We start from the raw sequence: 16,787 nt of genomic DNA, 5'->3' as shown, positions 1-16,787 counted from the left end.
TTTTAAAATGTGAATAGTTATGATAATTATTATCATTATTTAAAAATCTTTTAAGAAACGTAGATATTATTTGATATAATATAATTACTAATAGGGGAATACCCTAGAGAAACTTACAAGAGAAAAATAATGAAAACAACGTTGATAATAGGTGCTGGTGGGGTTAGTCGCGTAGTTGTACATAAGTGTGTACAGAATGTAAAAACTTTTGGAAAAATTGTTTTAGCAAGTAGAACGCAAGAGAGATGTGAAGAGATAAGAAGAGAACTTCCAAACGCGGATATAGTTACAAAAGCTTTAGACGCGGATAAAACTGAGGAAATTATCGCTCTTATTAAAGAGGTAAATCCAGACATAGTTATAAACGTGGCTCTTCCTTATCAAGACTTAACTATTATGGATGCATGTATAGCGACTAAAACACCATACTTAGATACGGCTAACTATGAACACCCAGATGAGGCAAAGTTTGAGTATAAACTCCAGTGGGAGAGAGATGAGAAGTTTAAAGAAGCTGGGATTATGGGACTCCTTGGGAGTGGTTTTGACCCTGGCGTTACAAACGTGTTTTGCGCATACGCTCAAAAGCATTATTTTGATGAGATACATACTATAGATATTTTAGATTGTAACGCGGGAGACCATGGATATCCATTTGCTACAAACTTTAACCCTGAGATAAATCTTCGTGAAGTTTCTGCTAATGGACGTTACTGGGAAAATGGCAAATGGATAGAGACTGACCCAATGCAGATACACATGCCATGGGATTATCCTGAAGTTGGCGTAAAAGAGAGTTATCTTCTCTACCACGAAGAGATGGAGTCTTTAGTAAAGCATATTAAAGGGCTTAAGCGCATAAGATTTTTTATGACGTTCGGAGAGAGTTACCTTACGCATATGAAGTGCTTAGAAAACGTTGGAATGCTTGGTATCAAAGAGGTAGAGCATAAGGGACAAAAGATAGTTCCTATAGAGTTCTTAAAAACGCTACTTCCAGATCCCGCTTCACTTGGGCCTCGAACAAAAGGCAAGACAAACATAGGAATAGTGGCAGAGGGTATCAAAGATGGTAAGAGTAAAAAAATTTACATCTATCAAGTAAGTGATCATGAAGAGTGCTTTAAAGAGGTAAACTCTCAAGCAGTCTCTTATACTACGGGAGTTCCGGCAATGATAGGTGCTAAGCTCATGCTAGAGGGTAAATGGAGTGGGGTTGGCGTTTACAATATGGAAGAGTTTGACCCTGACGTATTTATGGATGAGTTGAACGTTCAAGGGCTTCCTTGGAAAATTAAAGAACTATAAGAGTACAGGGTGAATTTAGAAGATATTAAAACACCATGCTATGTATGTGAAGAGGAACTTTTAGAAAAGAACCTTCAGCTGCTTGATTACGTACAAAAGAAGAGTGGGGCTAAGATTATCTTAGCTCTCAAAGGTTTTGCGATGCACGCAACATTTCCTCTTATAAGTAAATATCTTCATGGCTGTACCGCTAGTGGACTTCATGAAGCGCTACTTGCAAAAGAAAAGTTTCAAAAAGAGGTACATACTTATTCTCCTGCGTTTAAAGATGAAGATATCGATGAGATAGCTAAAATATCTGATCATATAGTTTTTAATACGCCATCGCAACTTTTGAGATTTAAAGATAGAGTAAAAAGTATAAATCAAAATATAAGTCTCTCTCTTAGGATAAATCCAGAAGTATCTTCATCTCCCGTTGATATTTATAATCCATGTGGACTCTACTCACGACTAGGTACGACCATAGACAACTTTGATGAAAGCGTATTAGAATACATCGATGGACTCAACTTTCATGCCCTGTGTGAGCAGGGTGCAGATGAGCTAGAAGAGGTTCTTTTGGCTTTTGAAAGTAATTTCTCAAAATACTTTGATAAACTAGAGTATATTAACTTTGGTGGTGGGCATCACATAACAAAAAAAGGCTATGACATAGAGAAACTTATTTGGTTAATCAAAGAGTTTTCTTCAAAATATAACGTAAAAGTCTATTTAGAACCTGGGGAAGCGGTGGGATGGCAGACAGGATTTCTTGTTTCATCCGTACTTGATGTTTTTGAGAATAAGATGGCAGTTGCAATTCTTGACACTTCAGCAGAAGCTCACATGCCAGATACTTTAGCAATGCCATACCGTGCTGACGTAAGAGAGAGTGGTCAAGCGCAAGAGAAAAAACATACTTATAGACTAGGTGGAAATACTTGTTTAGCGGGTGACATAATGGGCTCGTACTCTTTTGATAAACCATTGCAAATTGGCGATAAAATTATTTTTGAAGATCAAATTCACTATACGTTTGTAAAAAATACAACTTTTAATGGTATAAAGCTACCATCTTTGGCTATTAAACGCAAAGACGGAACTTTAGATATTATAAAAGAGTTCGGGTATGAAGAGTATAAAAATAGACTTAGTTAAAAAAGGACAATAGATGTACGAAGATAAAGAACGCTGGAATAAACGCCACGTAGAACAACCTATGAGACATAGTATAGAGCCAATAGTTGAGAAGTATATAGATAGAGCGACGGTTGGCAATGCACTTGATATCGCTTGTGGCATAGGTAGAAATACTCACTTTATGGCTGAAAAAGGCTTTTTAGTAGACGCTGTGGACTTTAGTGATTATGCCTTGAGTGAGATTAAAAATCTAGCTACGATTACTAAGATAGAAGCGGATTTAGATGAGTATAATTTAGAGTATAATAAATATGATTTAATCATTAATATTAACTACTTAAATAGAAGACTTTTACCACAGATTAAAGAGACGTTAAAAAGTGGAGGGCTACTTATATTTGAAACTTTTATAGTTGCTCACGGTGACTTTCAACAGCCATCTAATCCAGAGTACTTACTCCGTAAAAATGAATTGCTTCATGCCTTTATAGGTCTTGATATTATTTACTATGAAGAGCATGACGATGTTAACTTAAGAGGTGAAAAGACTCGTGTAGCCTCACTTGTGGCTAGAAAAGCGTAAACTCAACCTCTTTAAAGACTATTCCATTGATTATGATGGATAGTTTTTGTAAACCTCTGTAATAAACGCGAGTACTTATAGGTTTAAAAGAGTAGCTTTTAAGAAAACGTTTCTCTTTTTCTTGTGAGTCAAATTCAGAAATTTTGAATACTTTTTTATTGCGTTGTTGATTTTTTCTTAAAAAATATATAGCATATTCAACTCTCAATTTTCCTAATTTCTTCTCACTTACGATATTAAATGAGAAGTTTAACGCCTCTCCCATTTCTACTTCCGTACTATATTGAAAGTTTAGAATATTTATAAAGTCTGGTTTAGAATATCCAAAAAGCTCTAGAGTTTCTCTGTCGCTCTGTTTTAAAAGTGTTCTACACCCATGTTTTAAAAGCATATCTCTATTTTTACTCTCTCCAATCCATGAAGACGCTATCTCTTTAACAAGCTCTGGATTATCTTTAGAGATGTCGTTTAAGTTATTTGCAATACTCTTCCTGACATAGGCACTCTCATCATCCTTTAATATTTCAAGGATTTCTAAAACTCTTTGAGGCTCTTTTTTAAATAAAGGAAGTGATATTGCCCAAGGTAGGCGAGGGCGGGAACCCTCACTTGCTAATCTACGTAGATGTTCATTATCAGACTTAGCATAAAGGAGCATTTTCTCCATGGCTTCTTGGGGATACTTTAGTATAAAAGTACGAATGGCAAATTCAGACGAAGATCCAACTGTGAAAACTCCAAGAGCGTTTATGGAGATATCAAACTTCTCTAACCCATAGACTTCAACAAAATCTTGAAATATCATGTTTTCAAGTGCATAAGCATTGTTCATTTTTTTAAATACATTTTGAAGAATATTTATCGCTTTACTATAGTCCTTTGGTAAATACTCTCCCAAAGTAGTCGAAATGTGTCTCATCCTCTGTTTCAGTTCTAGGTTTTGCCAATTATCAAAAAAAATACTCTGCAGAAAATTATCTGAGTCAAATGAAATAAATTCAGTTTCTATGGTATTTGCTAAAAGTGTCATATACTCTTTATTGTATAAATTCTTTAATAACTCAGCCATTAAAGCCCTTCCATCAAAACACTCCAAAGTCTATCAACTTCTTTATCGTTTAAAAATAGCGAAGATTTATTTTCGTATAACTCTTTAAGGGCTTTTTGATTCATTCCCAATGTGTGTGTACAGTTGTGATGAGTGGGTAAAAAAGCTCTTATAAGAGATATGTCTCCAGTAATCTCTTTTGAGCATAAAAAGCAATATGCTTCTGTATGTAGTCTACCCTCATGTTCAAGCAGTTTAACATAGGCTTCCACTGCGACACGTTTAGGGTTTTGTTTATTCCATTCATTTGAGGCGTTATCTATAAGTTCAAAGTAAAATGAACCAATGTCCTCAGCATCTTTTAAATGTTTGTGAAAAAGAGAGATGAAGTCTTGCCATAAACGCAGGAGTTTATAGTCATTTATCCACTTAAAACCAATATGAATGACATCTTTGAGTCTTCCAATTGTAGATTTTGAAGAGGGTTCTATCTCATAATCTATTTTAAAACCTATGTTGATAGTTCCATGACGAGCTCCATAGAATCTATAAAGGGTCTCTAAGTTTCCCTTAGATAAAACTGTAACTATTAGATCTTCATCTTTAACTTTGTTAAGATTAATTATAAAACCTTGCATATAGATAGTATACCAAGTTAACCTTGTTTTAATGCTTTTTAAGTTATCCTTCTCTACTTATTATATCTTAATATCACTATAGAATATAAAAATAATTACCTACATATAATCAAGAAGGAATACAAATGGGATGCAATTTAGATTTATTAACTTCTTTTAAAGACAACTGTGGATTTGGACTATTAGCTTCAATAGACAACACGCCTACTCATAGAAACTTAGAAGATGCAGTAACTTCATTATCAAGAATGATGCACAGAGGTGCGGTAGCGGCAGATGGTAAAACAGGAGATGGGTCTGGCTTATTGCTTTCTATGCCAAAATCATTTTTTGAAAAAGAACTTTTAAAAAATGGTATAAACGTTCCTGAAGAGTATGCCGTAGCAATGGTGTTTTCAAACAACGAAAGTGATTTTGACGTTATAGAGTCTGTATGTAAAAATAACGATCTTAAAGTTATCTACACAAGAGAAGTACCTATTAATACTGATGCACTAGGGGCTCAAGCATTAAAGATGCTACCAACTATCAAACAGCTTTTTGTTGTACCAGACTCTCCAGTTGCTACTGAAAGACTAGACGCACTCGTATATCTTTCAAGAAAAGAGATTGAGGCAAAATTACAAGATGACAAAACATTTTATATCCCATCATTCTCAACGGTAGTAGTATCATATAAAGGTCTTGTTATGCCAACGCATATCAAGGAGTTTTACACAGATTTGGCATCGGAAGATTTTAAAATCTCTTTTTGTCTGTTTCACCAAAGATTCTCAACAAACACTCTACCACAATGGAAACTTGCGCAACCCTTTAGAACTATTGCACATAATGGTGAGATTAACTCAGTCACGGCAAATAGATTTAATGTAAAAATGAAGATGGCAGCCGTTGAGTCTGGAATATTTACAGATGAAGAGATGAGTAAACTTACGGATGTTATTCAAGACGGTATGAGCGATTCCGCTAGTTTAGATAACTTTATGGAATTTTTACAGGTAAATGGAGTAGACTTTTTTAAAGCGGCTCGCTCTCTTATTCCTGCACCTTGGCATAATGATCATGCTATGGATTCAAAGCTTAGAGCTTTTTATGAGTATGCAAGTGCTTGTTTTGAGCCATGGGATGGGCCAGCTGCAGTAAGTTTGACAAATGGAAGATATGTCGGATGTGTTATCGATAGAAATGGTTTAAGACCGGCTAAATATATCCGTACAACTGATAATAGAATGCTAATCTCATCTGAATATGGCGTACTAGAGTTACCAGAAGAGGATGTTGCAGAGAGAGGAAGACTTCAATCAGGAGAGATGATCGGAATCGACCTTAAGTACGGAAAAGTACTTAAAAATGAAGACATTAACGAACACCTTAAAAGTATGCATAACTATGACAAATGGCTCTCTGATAATATGTCTTATCTTCAAGAGCATGCAATTACAGCTGATTTTGAAGATTGTGAGTTTGAAGAGAGTGAGATGGAAGCAAAACAGCGCTATTTCAACTATACTCAAGAGTTAAATAAACAAGTAATTGGGCCAATGCTAAAAGAGGGTAAAGAGACAACAGGTTCAATGGGTGACGATACTCCAATTGCAGCCTTCTCAACTGAGCAAAGAAATTTTACAGACTTTTTCAAGCAGAAATTTGCTCAAGTTACAAATCCACCAATTGATTCTATTCGTGAAAAAACTGTAATGAGTTTAAATACCGGCTTTGGAGAAAAAAGAAATATTCTTATAGATGACGCAGAACATGGAAAGAGACTTAAAACAGTACTTCCAATTATGTCTAAAGAAAAGTTTATGATTCTGCAAGAGTTTGGTGATGAAACTTGTTCAAAATATGATCCAGCATATAAGGTTGGTAAATATTCAACAATATACACTAATGACCTTAAAGGCTCTCTTGACGCTTTAATCGAAAAAATTATAGTGGATGTAAGAGACAATGGTGTTAGAACTATTATTTTAGACGATAGAGATTTAAGTCCCGAGAATAAAGTAATCCCTATGTTAATGTTAATTGGATGCATGAGCCAAAGACTATTAGATGCGAAACTGAGACACTTAGTAAGTATCGTTGCAGCTACTGGAGAAGTTTTTGATCCACATTCAGCTGCTTGTATGATTGCATATGGAGCTTCAGCTATATTCCCTTACTTGCTTTACTACACAGTTGAGCAAATAGCGCAAGGTACAGAGTATGCAGATGATATTTCTTTTAACCTAAGAAGATTCAGACGTGCTATGGGTGCTGGTCTTTCAAAGATTATGTCTAAAATGGGAATTTCAACTCTTTCATCATATAAAAACTCTCGCCTTTTTGATGTCATTGGCTTAAGCAATGAAGTTGTAGGTGATTGTTTTGATGGAAGCATCTCACTCTTAGCAGGACTAGGTTATGAAGATATTGATGAGAGATTAAACGCTAATCATAAAAGAGCATTTACAGGTGAATTTGAAGGTAAAGCCAAAGGCTTGTATAAAGGCGGGTATTATAAATATAGAAAAGGTGAAGAATTTCATGATTATTCTAAAGCAACAATCGCTGCAATTCAAGATGCTGCGATATCAGCTAAGAAAGAAGATTGGAATAAACTAAAAGAACTAGTTAATGGAAGAGATAAAAAGTTTATTAGAGATTTCTTTGAACTTAAAAGCGATAGAAAAGCGATTTCAGTTGATGAAGTTGAGCCGATATCTGAAATCTTTAAAAGATTTTCTACTGCAGCTATGTCTATGGGTTCTATTTCACAAGAAGCTCATCAAACTTTAGCGGAAGCTATGAACACAATCGGTGGAAAATCAAACTCAGGTGAGGGTGGTGAAGCAAAAGAGAGACTTAAAAGCAATAGAAACTCTAAAATTAAGCAAGTCGCTTCTGGTAGATTTGGAGTTACTCCAGAATATTTACAATCTGCCGAGGAGTTACAAATCAAGGTTGCTCAAGGTGCAAAACCTGGTGAAGGTGGACAGTTACCTGGATCAAAGGTATCTCCACTTATTGCAACACTTAGATTTACAAAACCTGGTGTTACATTAATTTCACCTCCACCACACCATGATATTTACTCAATTGAAGATTTAGCTCAGCTGATTTATGATCTCAAGCAAGCTAACCCTAGAGCAAAAGTTGCGGTTAAGCTTGTTTCTTCCGCAGGTGTAGGGACAATTGCTTCTGGCGTTGCTAAGGCATATGCTGATAAGATCATTATCTCAGGTGGAGACGGTGGTACAGGTGCTGCACCTATTGGATCTGCTAAGTTTGCAGGTAATCCATGGGAGCTTGGTCTCTCTGAAGCACATAACTCTCTTAAGGTAAATAACTTAAGAGGACAAGTGACACTAGAAACTGATGGTGGTTTAAAAACCGGTTTAGATGTTGTTAAAGCTGCTATTTTTGGTGCTGAACAGTATGCATTTGGTACAGGTGCGCTTGTAATCGTTGGATGTATAATGCTTAGAGTCTGTCATATGAATACATGTGCTGTTGGTGTTGCCACTCAAGATGAAAAACTAAGAGCAAAATTTAAAGGTAACGTAGAGAAGGTTATTAACTACTTTACTCTTTTGGCTGAGGATATTAGAGAAATTCTCGCATCACTTGGATATAAATCTTTAGAAGAGATTGTGGGTCAAGATCATCTTCTTAAAGTTATTGATGATGAGTTTGCTAAGAAATTCGACTTTGAATCATTGATTTATAGAATTGAGGGTGTAAACACTTGTCAGGTTCCATTTAATGAGCCTTATGATCAGAATGAGTATGAAAAAGAGATTATTCAAGAGTTACTTCCTACAATTGAAAATCCAGTAAAACCAATAGTATTAGAAAAAGAGATCTCTAACTTAAATAGAAGTTTTGCTACAAGAATTTCAGGTGAGATCGCTTCAAGATATGGAAATGATGGATTACCTGACAATACTATTACGTTAAACATGAAAGGTGTAGCAGGGCAATCACTTGGTGCGTTTATGACTAAGGGAATCAACATCAACATATATGGTGCTGGTAATGACTATATTGGTAAAGGTATGAACGGCGGAAACATTGTTATTACAGCAGAAAATAGTGGTCAAGAGTTTGCACTTGGTGGAAATACTTGTCTTTATGGTGCAACGGGTGGTTCTCTTTATATCAATGGTCAAGTCGGTGAAAGGTTTGCAGTAAGAAACTCTGGGGCTACTACTATAGTTGAAGGTACTGGAGATCATCCATGTGAATACATGACAGGTGGAACAGTTGTAATACTCGGTAAAACTGGTAATAATTTTGGTGCTGGTATGACTGGTGGTAAAGCATTTGTTTATGATGAAGATAGAACATTCTACGAAAAGATCAATACAGAGCTTGTAGAAGCAATTAGAATTGATAATGATGAGTTTGACGCAGATATGTTTGAGCTTAAAAATCTTCTTAAAGACTTTGTTGCCAAAACAGGAAGTCAAAAAGCACAAGATATTCTACATAGCTTCAGAAGTGAAGTTAGAAAAATATGGATGATAATTCCAAGAGGTGCTAGACCTACCTTAGAAGCTAGTAAAAGAGGGGAATAGTAAATACCTCTATTGTTATAATGTTACCTGGATTTGATTCTTTTATATCACTTTTATACAGAATGATATAAAGACAAATGCATGGGGTGGGATTATTATAAATGAAGAGACTTATGAAACTTTAACTGCTAATGTATATACTAGCAGTATCTGTTTAAGAGCTACCAACTTAGTTGTAATTACTGTTCTTAATCGGTCAAATACAGCATGCTATACTAAGTAACTCTCTACTTAAATAAACTACAAATCTATACTCATATATTGTGAGTATAGAGGTTACTTCCTTCTTAAAAATAAAATCAAAATTCTATAAAACAAGTATATATTAGCTATAATAAATGTTATTTATATAATTTAAGGATTTTTTTTGAACCTACTTGACCTTTTTCATAAAACTTTTGATAACAAACAGCCTGTTAAAGCAGAAGCATCTGCACAATGGATTACATGTAAGTCATGTCAGTCAACTATGTATTACAAAGAGGTTGAAAATCAGAACTATGTTTGTCCTAAGTGTGGTTTTCATATTCGTATTGGCGTTAAAGAGAGATTAGCACTTTTAGCTGATGAAGATACATTTGTAGAGTATGATGCATCGCTAGAACCTGTTGATCCACTTAAGTTTGTTGATTCTAAACCATATACAAAAAGAGTAGAAGAAGCTTTTGCTAAAACTGGTAGAAAATCATCAGTAGTAAGTGGTTCATGTAAAATGAATGGTGTTTCAGCACAATTAGTTATTTTTGATTTTGCATTTATGGGTGGCTCTTTAGGCTCAGTTGAAGGTGAAAAAATTGTTCGTGCAGTATCTCGCGCAATTGAAAACCGTGAGGGATTAATAATCTTAAGTGCTTCTGGCGGCGCTAGAATGCAAGAGTCAACGTTTTCACTTTTACAAATGAGCAAAACATCAGCAGCATTGGCAAAACTTGCTAGTCATAATCTTCCATATATATCTGTACTGACGGACCCTACTATGGGAGGTGTTAGCGCTTCATTTGCTACCCTTGGAGACATAATCATAGCAGAGCCGGGCTCTCTTATTGGTTTTGCAGGACAGCGTGTTATAGAGCAGACTATTGGCTCTGCATTACCAGATGGATTTCAACGTGCGGAGTTCTTACTTGAAAAGGGTTCTATAGATATGATTGTAAATAGAAATGAGCTTAAAAAAACTCTATCAGATTTACTAACTTTATTAAAAGTTTAAAATGAAACTTTATGCCTTATGTGATCAAGAAATGCTTGATAGCAGAGGTCTCTCTGTAGAATATTTCGTAAATATCGCTAAAGAACATAATGCAGAGATAATACAATATAGAAATAAAAATGCCGACATTGCATATATAAAACAGCAACTTATTAACATTCGTAAAATTTATGACGGATTTTTGATTATTAATGATGCATATGAACTTATTGAATTTTGCGATGGCGTTCATGTTGGTCAAGAAGATTTATTGAAAATAGATGAAGATATATTTAAGGCTGTGAAAATTCTTCGTAGCGTTATAAAGTCTGAAAAAATCCTTGGCATATCTACTCACAACAAAGAAGAAGTCCTTATGGCAAATGATATGGATTTAAATTATATAGGTCTAGGCGCATATAGAAACACATCAACAAAAAAAGATATCAGTGGTGTATTAGGTTCAGATATAGAAAAAATTGCTTCATTTTCAAAACACCTTGTTGGAGCTATTGGTGGTGTTAATTTAGATGATAATTTAGAAAATATCACTTATAATGTTATAGGAAGTGGTCTCTTAAAATGAATATAGAAATAGTCTCTATTGCAAAAAAAGAGAAGAGTATCTATGACCCTCTCTATAAAGATCTTATAAAAATGATTTCTCGCTTTGCAAAAGTGACAGATACTGAAATATTTTCTAAAGATGTAACAAAAGCACACACTATTTCCCCAGATGCCTCACAAAGGGCATATACAAAGGCATTAGAGTCACATATTAATAGTGGATATAGTGTCACATTGCATCCTGATGGAAAATTAATCGATAGTTTTGAGTTTAGTAAGCTATTAAATGATAAAATGTCGATTAAATTTTTCATAGGTGGAGCCTATGGCTTTGAGGATGAATTTTTAAACAAAAGTGATTCTGTTATAAGTTTAGGAAATATCACTATGAGTCATAAGATTGCAAAGGCTGTTTTACTCGAACAGATCTATAGAGGTTTCTCTATTCTGAGTAATCATCCATATCATAAGTAAAAGGGAAACATAAGTGCAAGCAAGTGAGTTAAACTATTTTAAAGAGATACTAGAAGGTCGTAAAGATCAAATTAATAAAAATATTAATGGTGTGAATGATGAGTTAAATCAACTTAATTCATTAGAGTTAAATGATGAAGGTGATTATGCTGCTGTAAATAATAACTCTATGATTGAGAGTGCAATAGTTCGACAACAGATGAAAGAACTTCAAGAAATAGAAGTAGTTTTAAGTAAAATCTCTCATAATGATTATGGAATTTGTCAGATGTGTGAAGATGATATTGGGTTTCAGAGACTTAAAGTTAAGCCACATGCGATATACTGTATCGATTGTAGAGAAATAGTGGAAAAAACTAAATAAAAGGTTAAACATGCAGATTAAAAGGTATACAATAGCTGCTTTATTGCTAATGACTTTAGTAGGTGCATTCGTACATACATATATTACACAAGAGACAGTTAGTATTGATTTCTTTGGCATTCCAATGCCATCATTGTCCATTGCGATATGGGTTGTTTTACCTATTTTTGTGCTCTATATTGCGAGTGTATTACATATGACCTTTTACTCTATTATGGGAACACTAAACCTTCGCAAGTATGAGAAAGACCATGAGAAAATAATTGATGCTATTTCAGATACTTATCTTGGTAAAAAAAGCAGAAGTTATAACTTTAAAACAGAAAAATATAAGATTCTTGGAACACTTTTAGAAAATACTACTATATTTCCAAATAGCAATATAGTAGGGAAAACAAATAACACTAAAATAGACACTGTGTTACAAGCGATAGAAGATATAAAAAACTCTAAGGTTGTAGATCTTAAAGAGTATAATTTATCGATTGAAAACGAGATGGTGATTCAAAATGAGAGAAATAGATATAAAGCTGGTGAAGTATCAGCAGATACTATACTTTCTCATTCATCAAAATATAGTGAAACCTTGAGAAAAGATGTTTTTGTGGATTTTGTAAAAACTGCTCCACTCTCATCTGTTGAAAAGTACAAAGCACTTTTAACTAAAGAGTCTCTATACCCTCTTTTAGCACGTGTTAATGCAGATGAGTTTACTTTAGCTATCTCAACAGATGAACTTTTATCACTTTTTGAAAAGCTAGAATTGACAAGAGAAGATTATATTAAACTCTCAGAAACACTATCACATGGTGGAATGTTGCCAGATCAAAGAATTAAACTTTTTGAGCGTTTAAGTGATAAAAAAGAGATAGTTATGGATGCATACCTTTACACACTTTTTGATTTAGAGATGATGGAGGCCATTGACTCTCTACTACAAATATCACAACCTGATGAATATCTAGACTTTAAGGCATATAGGGCTCTTAAAGAGTGTGGACATCACTTTAACATAGAACTCTTCTTTAGTATATAAGTTTGAAAAACCTCTCCTTTAATAATCCTATTTATGTATTAGCCCCTCTTGCGGGCTTTACAGATCTCCCTTTTAGAAGTGTTGTGAAAAAATTTGGTGCAGATTTAACAGTTAGTGAAATGCTTAGCTCAAATGCTTTAGCTCATGGGTCTAAAAAAACATTGCATATGCTTGAAAAAAGTTCCTTAGAGGATCCCTATTCAGTTCAGATATCTGGTTCAGATATAGATATAGTAAGACAGGCTGTTGAGATACTCAATGAACATGATGGAATAGATATCTTAGATCTAAACTGTGGATGCCCTGTACCAAAGGTTGTTGGACATGGTAGTGGGAGTTCTTTACTCAATAACTTACCTCTTATGAGTGATATTATTAGAACTATGAAAGAGACTTCAAATAAAGAGCTAACAAGTGTCAAAATTAGACTTGGATTTGAAGAAAAAAATCATGTTGAAATAGCAAAAGTAGTGGAAGGGAGTGGGGCTGATTTTTTAGCAGTTCATGGACGTACTCGTGTTGGCAAGTTTAAAGCAGCTGTTGATTATGATGCTATTAGAGAGATTAAAGCAGCTGTCTCTATACCAGTTATTGCCAATGGAGATATTGATTCATATGAAAAGGCTAAGTGGGTACTTGAACATACTGGTGCTGATGGTGTTATGATTGGTCGTGGTGCAGTTGGTTCTCCTTGGATATTTCATCAACTTCGTACGGGTAAAGAACATATTGATGCTGCATTAAAGCATGAAATAATAATGGAGCATTTCGATAAGATGATAGAGTTTTATGGAGACTTTGGTGTACCGATGTTTAGAAAACATACACATACGTACTCAAAGGGCTATAAAGGTGCTTCTGTACTTAGAAATGAGGTGAACAACATCAATGATATTAACGAATACAGAGAGACTATAGATAGTTTCTTCAAAAACAACGAAATGGCTACATAATGTTAGAAATGTCTAAGTCAATAAGAAAACTTGATAACTTTGATATAGCTGATAATCTTTTCCATTATGACTACAATACAAAGCATCTTTTATCATTAATCCGTAAAGGAATTGATGAAGAGGATCCAGCGTTTCTTAGTTCTTACCGCTCCTTTGAAGGTGAAGTGTTTGAAAATTTTGTATATGAAAAACTTCTGCGTTATGCAAAAGAAAATGACTATATAGAGAAGTTTGTTCTTAAAGGTTTTCATCAAAATAAACATAAAGCATATGCAAATACTCTCTCCATAAGCGAAAAAGAGCAGATAGTTTATAGAACAAAAAGTAGAGAAATTAGTGAGTTTGACGCAATGTTTGTGACTACAAAGAATGAACTCTATTTTGTGGAGATGACACTTGTTAAGTCAGTCTTAAAGTTGCGTCGTCGACTAAGAAAGAAAAAAGCACTCCTGGAAATTATTTTTCCAAATTATGAGATAAAAGCACTTATTATTTTAAATGATGGTGCTACGGGCGCTAAGCAATTTCCATCGTATTGTAAGGTGTGGTTCACAAATGAGTTTTCAGCGGCTGATGTACTTGCATATATTAGAGCCAAAGAAAAACGAGAACTTCTTCCAAAGGTGAAGATAAAAGCACCAAATATGATAGAAGCACATACTTTAAAGCTTCACCCTTTTAGATATTATAACACTATGTCATGGATTACAAAAACTATTAGAGCAAATAAAAAATTTATTATAGATATGAATTTTTTAATGAGTTTTAAAATTCAAAGATATCAAGACCTTTATAATAAATTCTATATAGGATATTTAAATATTGAAAATGGAAAAAAACTCCTTAACTTAACTGGTGATTATAAAGAGGATCAAAGAGTTGTTGTTGCACTAGAGAAAAAGCACTCTGACGAAATTGTACTGACATACTATATTCAAACTGCTAGAAAAGTTCTATTTTTATATACTTTTGATGATGAAAAAATTACTAAAGAGAAGAAAGATCCTTATGGAATTACAGTGACAGAAGTCTTTCATACAAATAAACAGATGGATAACTCTTATGAGCTTAGTTTAGCTAATTTGGAGACAATTGGAAAACTTTTAAAAGAAAGATACGAGAGAAACTCTACCGATTAATAGCTAAAGAAAATAAACTTTTAGTTTTCTTCGCTATAGATTAGTGAGGCTGCTCTCTCTTTGTATGCTTGTAGAGGCTCTTTTTTATTATTTGTAAAAGAGTCAGAGTCTCCTGTACCTAGAAAATCTTCTAACTCCTGATGTCTATTTTGCAAGATAGACTCAAACTCCTCTTGATTTGTTGGTTTATTATCATGAAATTTATCTAGTAAAATATTACTATTTCCCATAAGAACCAAATAACTCTCAATTCCAAAGTCTAGCATTACAACACTATTTGTGCTATTAATAGTTTTTTGAAATCTAATAGATACATTTTGCTCACTGCTATTTGAACTATCTTGAGGAGTTGTAGTCTCTGCAGTGTTTTGCGTTGATTTAAATAACCATGAATCTTGGGGTTTTACATTTCCTGCGTTTTGTACCTTCTTCTTAATAACTAAAAGAAAAATAATTCCTATGATCAATAAGCCAATCACTAAGTAGTAGCTTGTTGAGATTTCAGTTTCTGGCTTTGTTGGAAGTCCTGATAAAGAAGTAGGCTTCTCTTCAGTTGTGGGATTTTTTTCATTAACAACCTTGTTCGTAAACCTAAGTCTTAGGCCGTAAGCATCGGCAGTTTTAGAAACTATTAATTTTGTGGAAGGAGTAACTAAAGCAACTATTTGTGTTAGGTTTTTCATTGGTGTAATAGCTATAGAGTGAAGAAAATCAGAAGATACTCGCTTGTTCCTTGCAGATTCTATAGATGCGTTTTCTAACTTAATTATTAGTTGTGATTGACTTTTACTCTGCTTAATAATTCCATTGTACGGAGTGTCAAATGTGATCATTACATCCGCTCTATCAGTTCTCTCATAAATATTGTAACTTAAAATTTTTGAAGCATAAAGTGAAAAAGGAAGGATAATAAAAAGTAGGAATTTAATCATAGTCTCTCTTTAGATAGGTGGTATAGTACCGCACTTGAATCAAGTACTTCATTTATTCTAATGGCAAGATTTTTTTCATATACCATAACCTCACCTTTACCAAGTATACGCCCATTTACATAGGACTCAACACTCTCTCCAGCAGGTTTTTTTAGATCTATAATAGAGCCTTTTTCAAGTTTAAGAATTTCTCTTACAGGTAGCTCAGTTTCACCTAAATCTGAGACAAACTCTACTTCCATGTCTAATATTCCAGAGTAGTCCATCCATGCAAGTTCTTCTTCTCTATTGTAAGGGTGTTCTTTGTGAGTCGCATTATGCTTATCTTGATTAGACATTTAATTCCTTAATGGCTATAGTTAATTCTGAATCTTCTACTACAATTGTTTTGGCATGATCATATGCAAAGTCAAAAACACCAATCTTTTCAAAATGCGGTGTGCTTATTGCATAAGACAAAGTATCACTATCTTCAGCTAGAACTTTAGCACTGCCGATAATTAAGTTTGCAGTCTCTAAACTCATATCAATAAGTGTCTCTTCATCACTTTCATCTTCTTCTAAAAATATTTTAGAGACCTTTTGCATAAAGCTCTCATCGGAAGCTATATAGACTCTATGTTTTGTATCATCTTCTATGTTTATATCTATGTAAGCAATAAGTGTTCTCTTATCACTTATACCATCTTTTAGTAGATGGTTCTCACGAAGTTGATGTATACAAAAGTTTATGGAAGCATCCTCGATAGTTTTGAACATTTTATACCTTTTAGCTTATTATGAATTATTATACTTTATTAAAACACAAAGCAAAATTAAATACTCTATGCATAATTAGTAATTTTTAGAGCTATCCTAAAGACTTAATGAGTTAT

General features: G+C 34.0%; 16 protein-coding genes. 11 read left to right on the top strand and 5 right to left on the bottom strand.

Annotated features, from left to right (window positions below):
* Positions 1 to 129 precede the first annotated feature (129 nt).
* From GJV85_RS07070 to GJV85_RS07060, 3 genes are read left to right on the top strand one after another with little or no spacing between them, the layout of a single operon-like run.
* Positions 130 to 1,308, top strand: coding sequence for a saccharopine dehydrogenase family protein (locus GJV85_RS07070; protein ID WP_207560693.1), 1,179 nt, complete (start codon positions 130 to 132; stop codon positions 1,306 to 1,308).
* Positions 1,309 to 1,317: 9 nt separating this feature from the next.
* Positions 1,318 to 2,448: a carboxynorspermidine decarboxylase gene (gene nspC / locus GJV85_RS07065; RefSeq protein ID WP_207560692.1), complete on the top strand. Its 1,131-nt coding sequence runs from the start codon at positions 1,318 to 1,320 to the stop codon at positions 2,446 to 2,448.
* 13 nt (positions 2,449 to 2,461) lie between these two features.
* Positions 2,462 to 3,013, top strand: a complete 552-nt coding sequence (locus tag GJV85_RS07060; protein ID WP_207560691.1) for a class I SAM-dependent methyltransferase — start codon at positions 2,462 to 2,464, stop codon at positions 3,011 to 3,013.
* On the opposite strand, the gene GJV85_RS07055 is transcribed toward GJV85_RS07060, so the two are convergent.
* Both GJV85_RS07055 and recO read right to left on the bottom strand, forming a co-directional pair.
* The gene (locus tag GJV85_RS07055; protein ID WP_207560690.1) at positions 3,000 to 4,082 is read right to left on the bottom strand and encodes a DNA alkylation repair protein; all 1,083 of its coding nucleotides are present in this window, start codon (positions 4,080 to 4,082) and stop codon (positions 3,000 to 3,002) included. The genes GJV85_RS07060 and GJV85_RS07055 overlap by 14 nt on opposite strands.
* A complete protein-coding gene (gene recO / locus GJV85_RS07050) occupies positions 4,082 to 4,699 on the bottom strand; it encodes a recombination protein RecO (protein WP_207560689.1) in 618 nt (205 codons plus the stop codon). The genes GJV85_RS07055 and recO overlap by 1 nt, the downstream gene beginning before the upstream one ends.
* A gap of 125 nt (positions 4,700 to 4,824) precedes the next feature.
* Between recO and gltB the strand changes: the two genes are divergently transcribed.
* The 8 genes from gltB (at position 4,825) to GJV85_RS07010 (ending at position 14,980) form a co-directional block, all read left to right on the top strand.
* On the top strand, positions 4,825 to 9,258 hold the full coding sequence (gene gltB / locus GJV85_RS07045; RefSeq protein WP_207560688.1) for a glutamate synthase large subunit: 4,434 nt from the start codon (positions 4,825 to 4,827) through the stop codon (positions 9,256 to 9,258).
* 367 nt (positions 9,259 to 9,625) lie between these two features.
* Positions 9,626 to 10,468: an acetyl-CoA carboxylase, carboxyltransferase subunit beta gene (gene accD, locus GJV85_RS07040; RefSeq protein WP_207560687.1), complete on the top strand. Its 843-nt coding sequence runs from the start codon at positions 9,626 to 9,628 to the stop codon at positions 10,466 to 10,468.
* A 1-nt stretch (position 10,469) separates the two neighbouring features.
* Positions 10,470 to 11,033, top strand: a complete 564-nt coding sequence (locus GJV85_RS07035; protein WP_207560686.1) for a thiamine phosphate synthase — start codon at positions 10,470 to 10,472, stop codon at positions 11,031 to 11,033.
* Positions 11,030 to 11,488 (top strand): 23S rRNA (pseudouridine(1915)-N(3))-methyltransferase RlmH, encoded by a 459-nt coding sequence (locus tag GJV85_RS07030; RefSeq protein ID WP_207560685.1) that lies wholly within the window; start codon positions 11,030 to 11,032, stop codon positions 11,486 to 11,488. Before GJV85_RS07035 ends, GJV85_RS07030 begins: the two co-directional genes overlap by 4 nt.
* A gap of 13 nt (positions 11,489 to 11,501) precedes the next feature.
* A complete protein-coding gene (dksA, locus tag GJV85_RS07025; RefSeq protein ID WP_207560684.1) occupies positions 11,502 to 11,852 on the top strand; it encodes an RNA polymerase-binding protein DksA in 351 nt (116 codons plus the stop codon).
* Positions 11,853 to 11,862: 10 nt separating this feature from the next.
* Positions 11,863 to 12,888 carry a hypothetical protein gene (locus GJV85_RS07020; RefSeq protein ID WP_207560683.1) on the top strand — a complete coding sequence of 342 codons (1,026 nt, stop codon included), beginning with the start codon at positions 11,863 to 11,865 and terminating at the stop codon, positions 12,886 to 12,888.
* A 2-nt stretch (positions 12,889 to 12,890) separates the two neighbouring features.
* Entirely contained in the window at positions 12,891 to 13,841 is a 951-nt protein-coding gene (gene dusB, locus GJV85_RS07015) for a tRNA dihydrouridine synthase DusB (protein WP_242689761.1), read from the top strand.
* A complete protein-coding gene (locus GJV85_RS07010) occupies positions 13,841 to 14,980 on the top strand; it encodes a hypothetical protein (protein ID WP_207560682.1) in 1,140 nt (379 codons plus the stop codon). Before dusB ends, GJV85_RS07010 begins: the two co-directional genes overlap by 1 nt.
* Before the next feature lie 20 nt (positions 14,981 to 15,000).
* Here the strand turns inward: GJV85_RS07010 and GJV85_RS07005 are convergent, their stop codons facing one another.
* From GJV85_RS07005 to GJV85_RS06995, 3 genes are read right to left on the bottom strand one after another with little or no spacing between them, the layout of a single operon-like run.
* Positions 15,001 to 15,912, bottom strand: a complete 912-nt coding sequence (locus GJV85_RS07005) for an LPXTG cell wall anchor domain-containing protein (protein WP_207560681.1) — start codon at positions 15,910 to 15,912, stop codon at positions 15,001 to 15,003.
* Positions 15,909 to 16,250: a flagellar motor switch protein FliN gene (gene fliN / locus GJV85_RS07000; RefSeq protein ID WP_207560680.1), complete on the bottom strand. Its 342-nt coding sequence runs from the start codon at positions 16,248 to 16,250 to the stop codon at positions 15,909 to 15,911. The genes GJV85_RS07005 and fliN overlap by 4 nt, the downstream gene beginning before the upstream one ends.
* Positions 16,243 to 16,671 carry a chemotaxis protein CheX gene (locus GJV85_RS06995; protein ID WP_207560679.1) on the bottom strand — a complete coding sequence of 143 codons (429 nt, stop codon included), beginning with the start codon at positions 16,669 to 16,671 and terminating at the stop codon, positions 16,243 to 16,245. The genes fliN and GJV85_RS06995 overlap by 8 nt, the downstream gene beginning before the upstream one ends.
* Positions 16,672 to 16,787 lie beyond the last annotated feature (116 nt).

Source organism: Sulfurimonas aquatica, assembly GCF_017357825.1.
GTDB classification, from domain to species: Bacteria; Campylobacterota; Campylobacteria; order Campylobacterales; family Sulfurimonadaceae; genus Sulfurimonas; species Sulfurimonas aquatica.
The sequence above is the reverse complement of the archived record's forward strand: the minus strand, read 5'-3'. Positions and strand labels throughout refer to the sequence as shown.

Coding starts and splice junctions, on each gene's coding strand:
- GJV85_RS07020 (WP_207560683.1), top strand. CDS start 11,863: ATGCAGATTAAAAGGTATACAATAGCTGCTTTATTGCTAATGACTTTA.
- fliN (WP_207560680.1), bottom strand. CDS start 16,250: ATGTCTAATCAAGATAAGCATAATGCGACTCACAAAGAACACCCTTAC.
- GJV85_RS07055 (WP_207560690.1), bottom strand. CDS start 4,082: ATGGCTGAGTTATTAAAGAATTTATACAATAAAGAGTATATGACACTT.
- GJV85_RS07060 (WP_207560691.1), top strand. CDS start 2,462: ATGTACGAAGATAAAGAACGCTGGAATAAACGCCACGTAGAACAACCT.
- recO (WP_207560689.1), bottom strand. CDS start 4,699: ATGCAAGGTTTTATAATTAATCTTAACAAAGTTAAAGATGAAGATCTA.
- gltB (WP_207560688.1), top strand. CDS start 4,825: ATGGGATGCAATTTAGATTTATTAACTTCTTTTAAAGACAACTGTGGA.
- GJV85_RS07010 (WP_207560682.1), top strand. CDS start 13,841: ATGTTAGAAATGTCTAAGTCAATAAGAAAACTTGATAACTTTGATATA.
- GJV85_RS07035 (WP_207560686.1), top strand. CDS start 10,470: ATGAAACTTTATGCCTTATGTGATCAAGAAATGCTTGATAGCAGAGGT.
- GJV85_RS07070 (WP_207560693.1), top strand. CDS start 130: ATGAAAACAACGTTGATAATAGGTGCTGGTGGGGTTAGTCGCGTAGTT.
- GJV85_RS07005 (WP_207560681.1), bottom strand. CDS start 15,912: ATGATTAAATTCCTACTTTTTATTATCCTTCCTTTTTCACTTTATGCT.
- GJV85_RS07030 (WP_207560685.1), top strand. CDS start 11,030: ATGAATATAGAAATAGTCTCTATTGCAAAAAAAGAGAAGAGTATCTAT.
- GJV85_RS06995 (WP_207560679.1), bottom strand. CDS start 16,671: ATGTTCAAAACTATCGAGGATGCTTCCATAAACTTTTGTATACATCAA.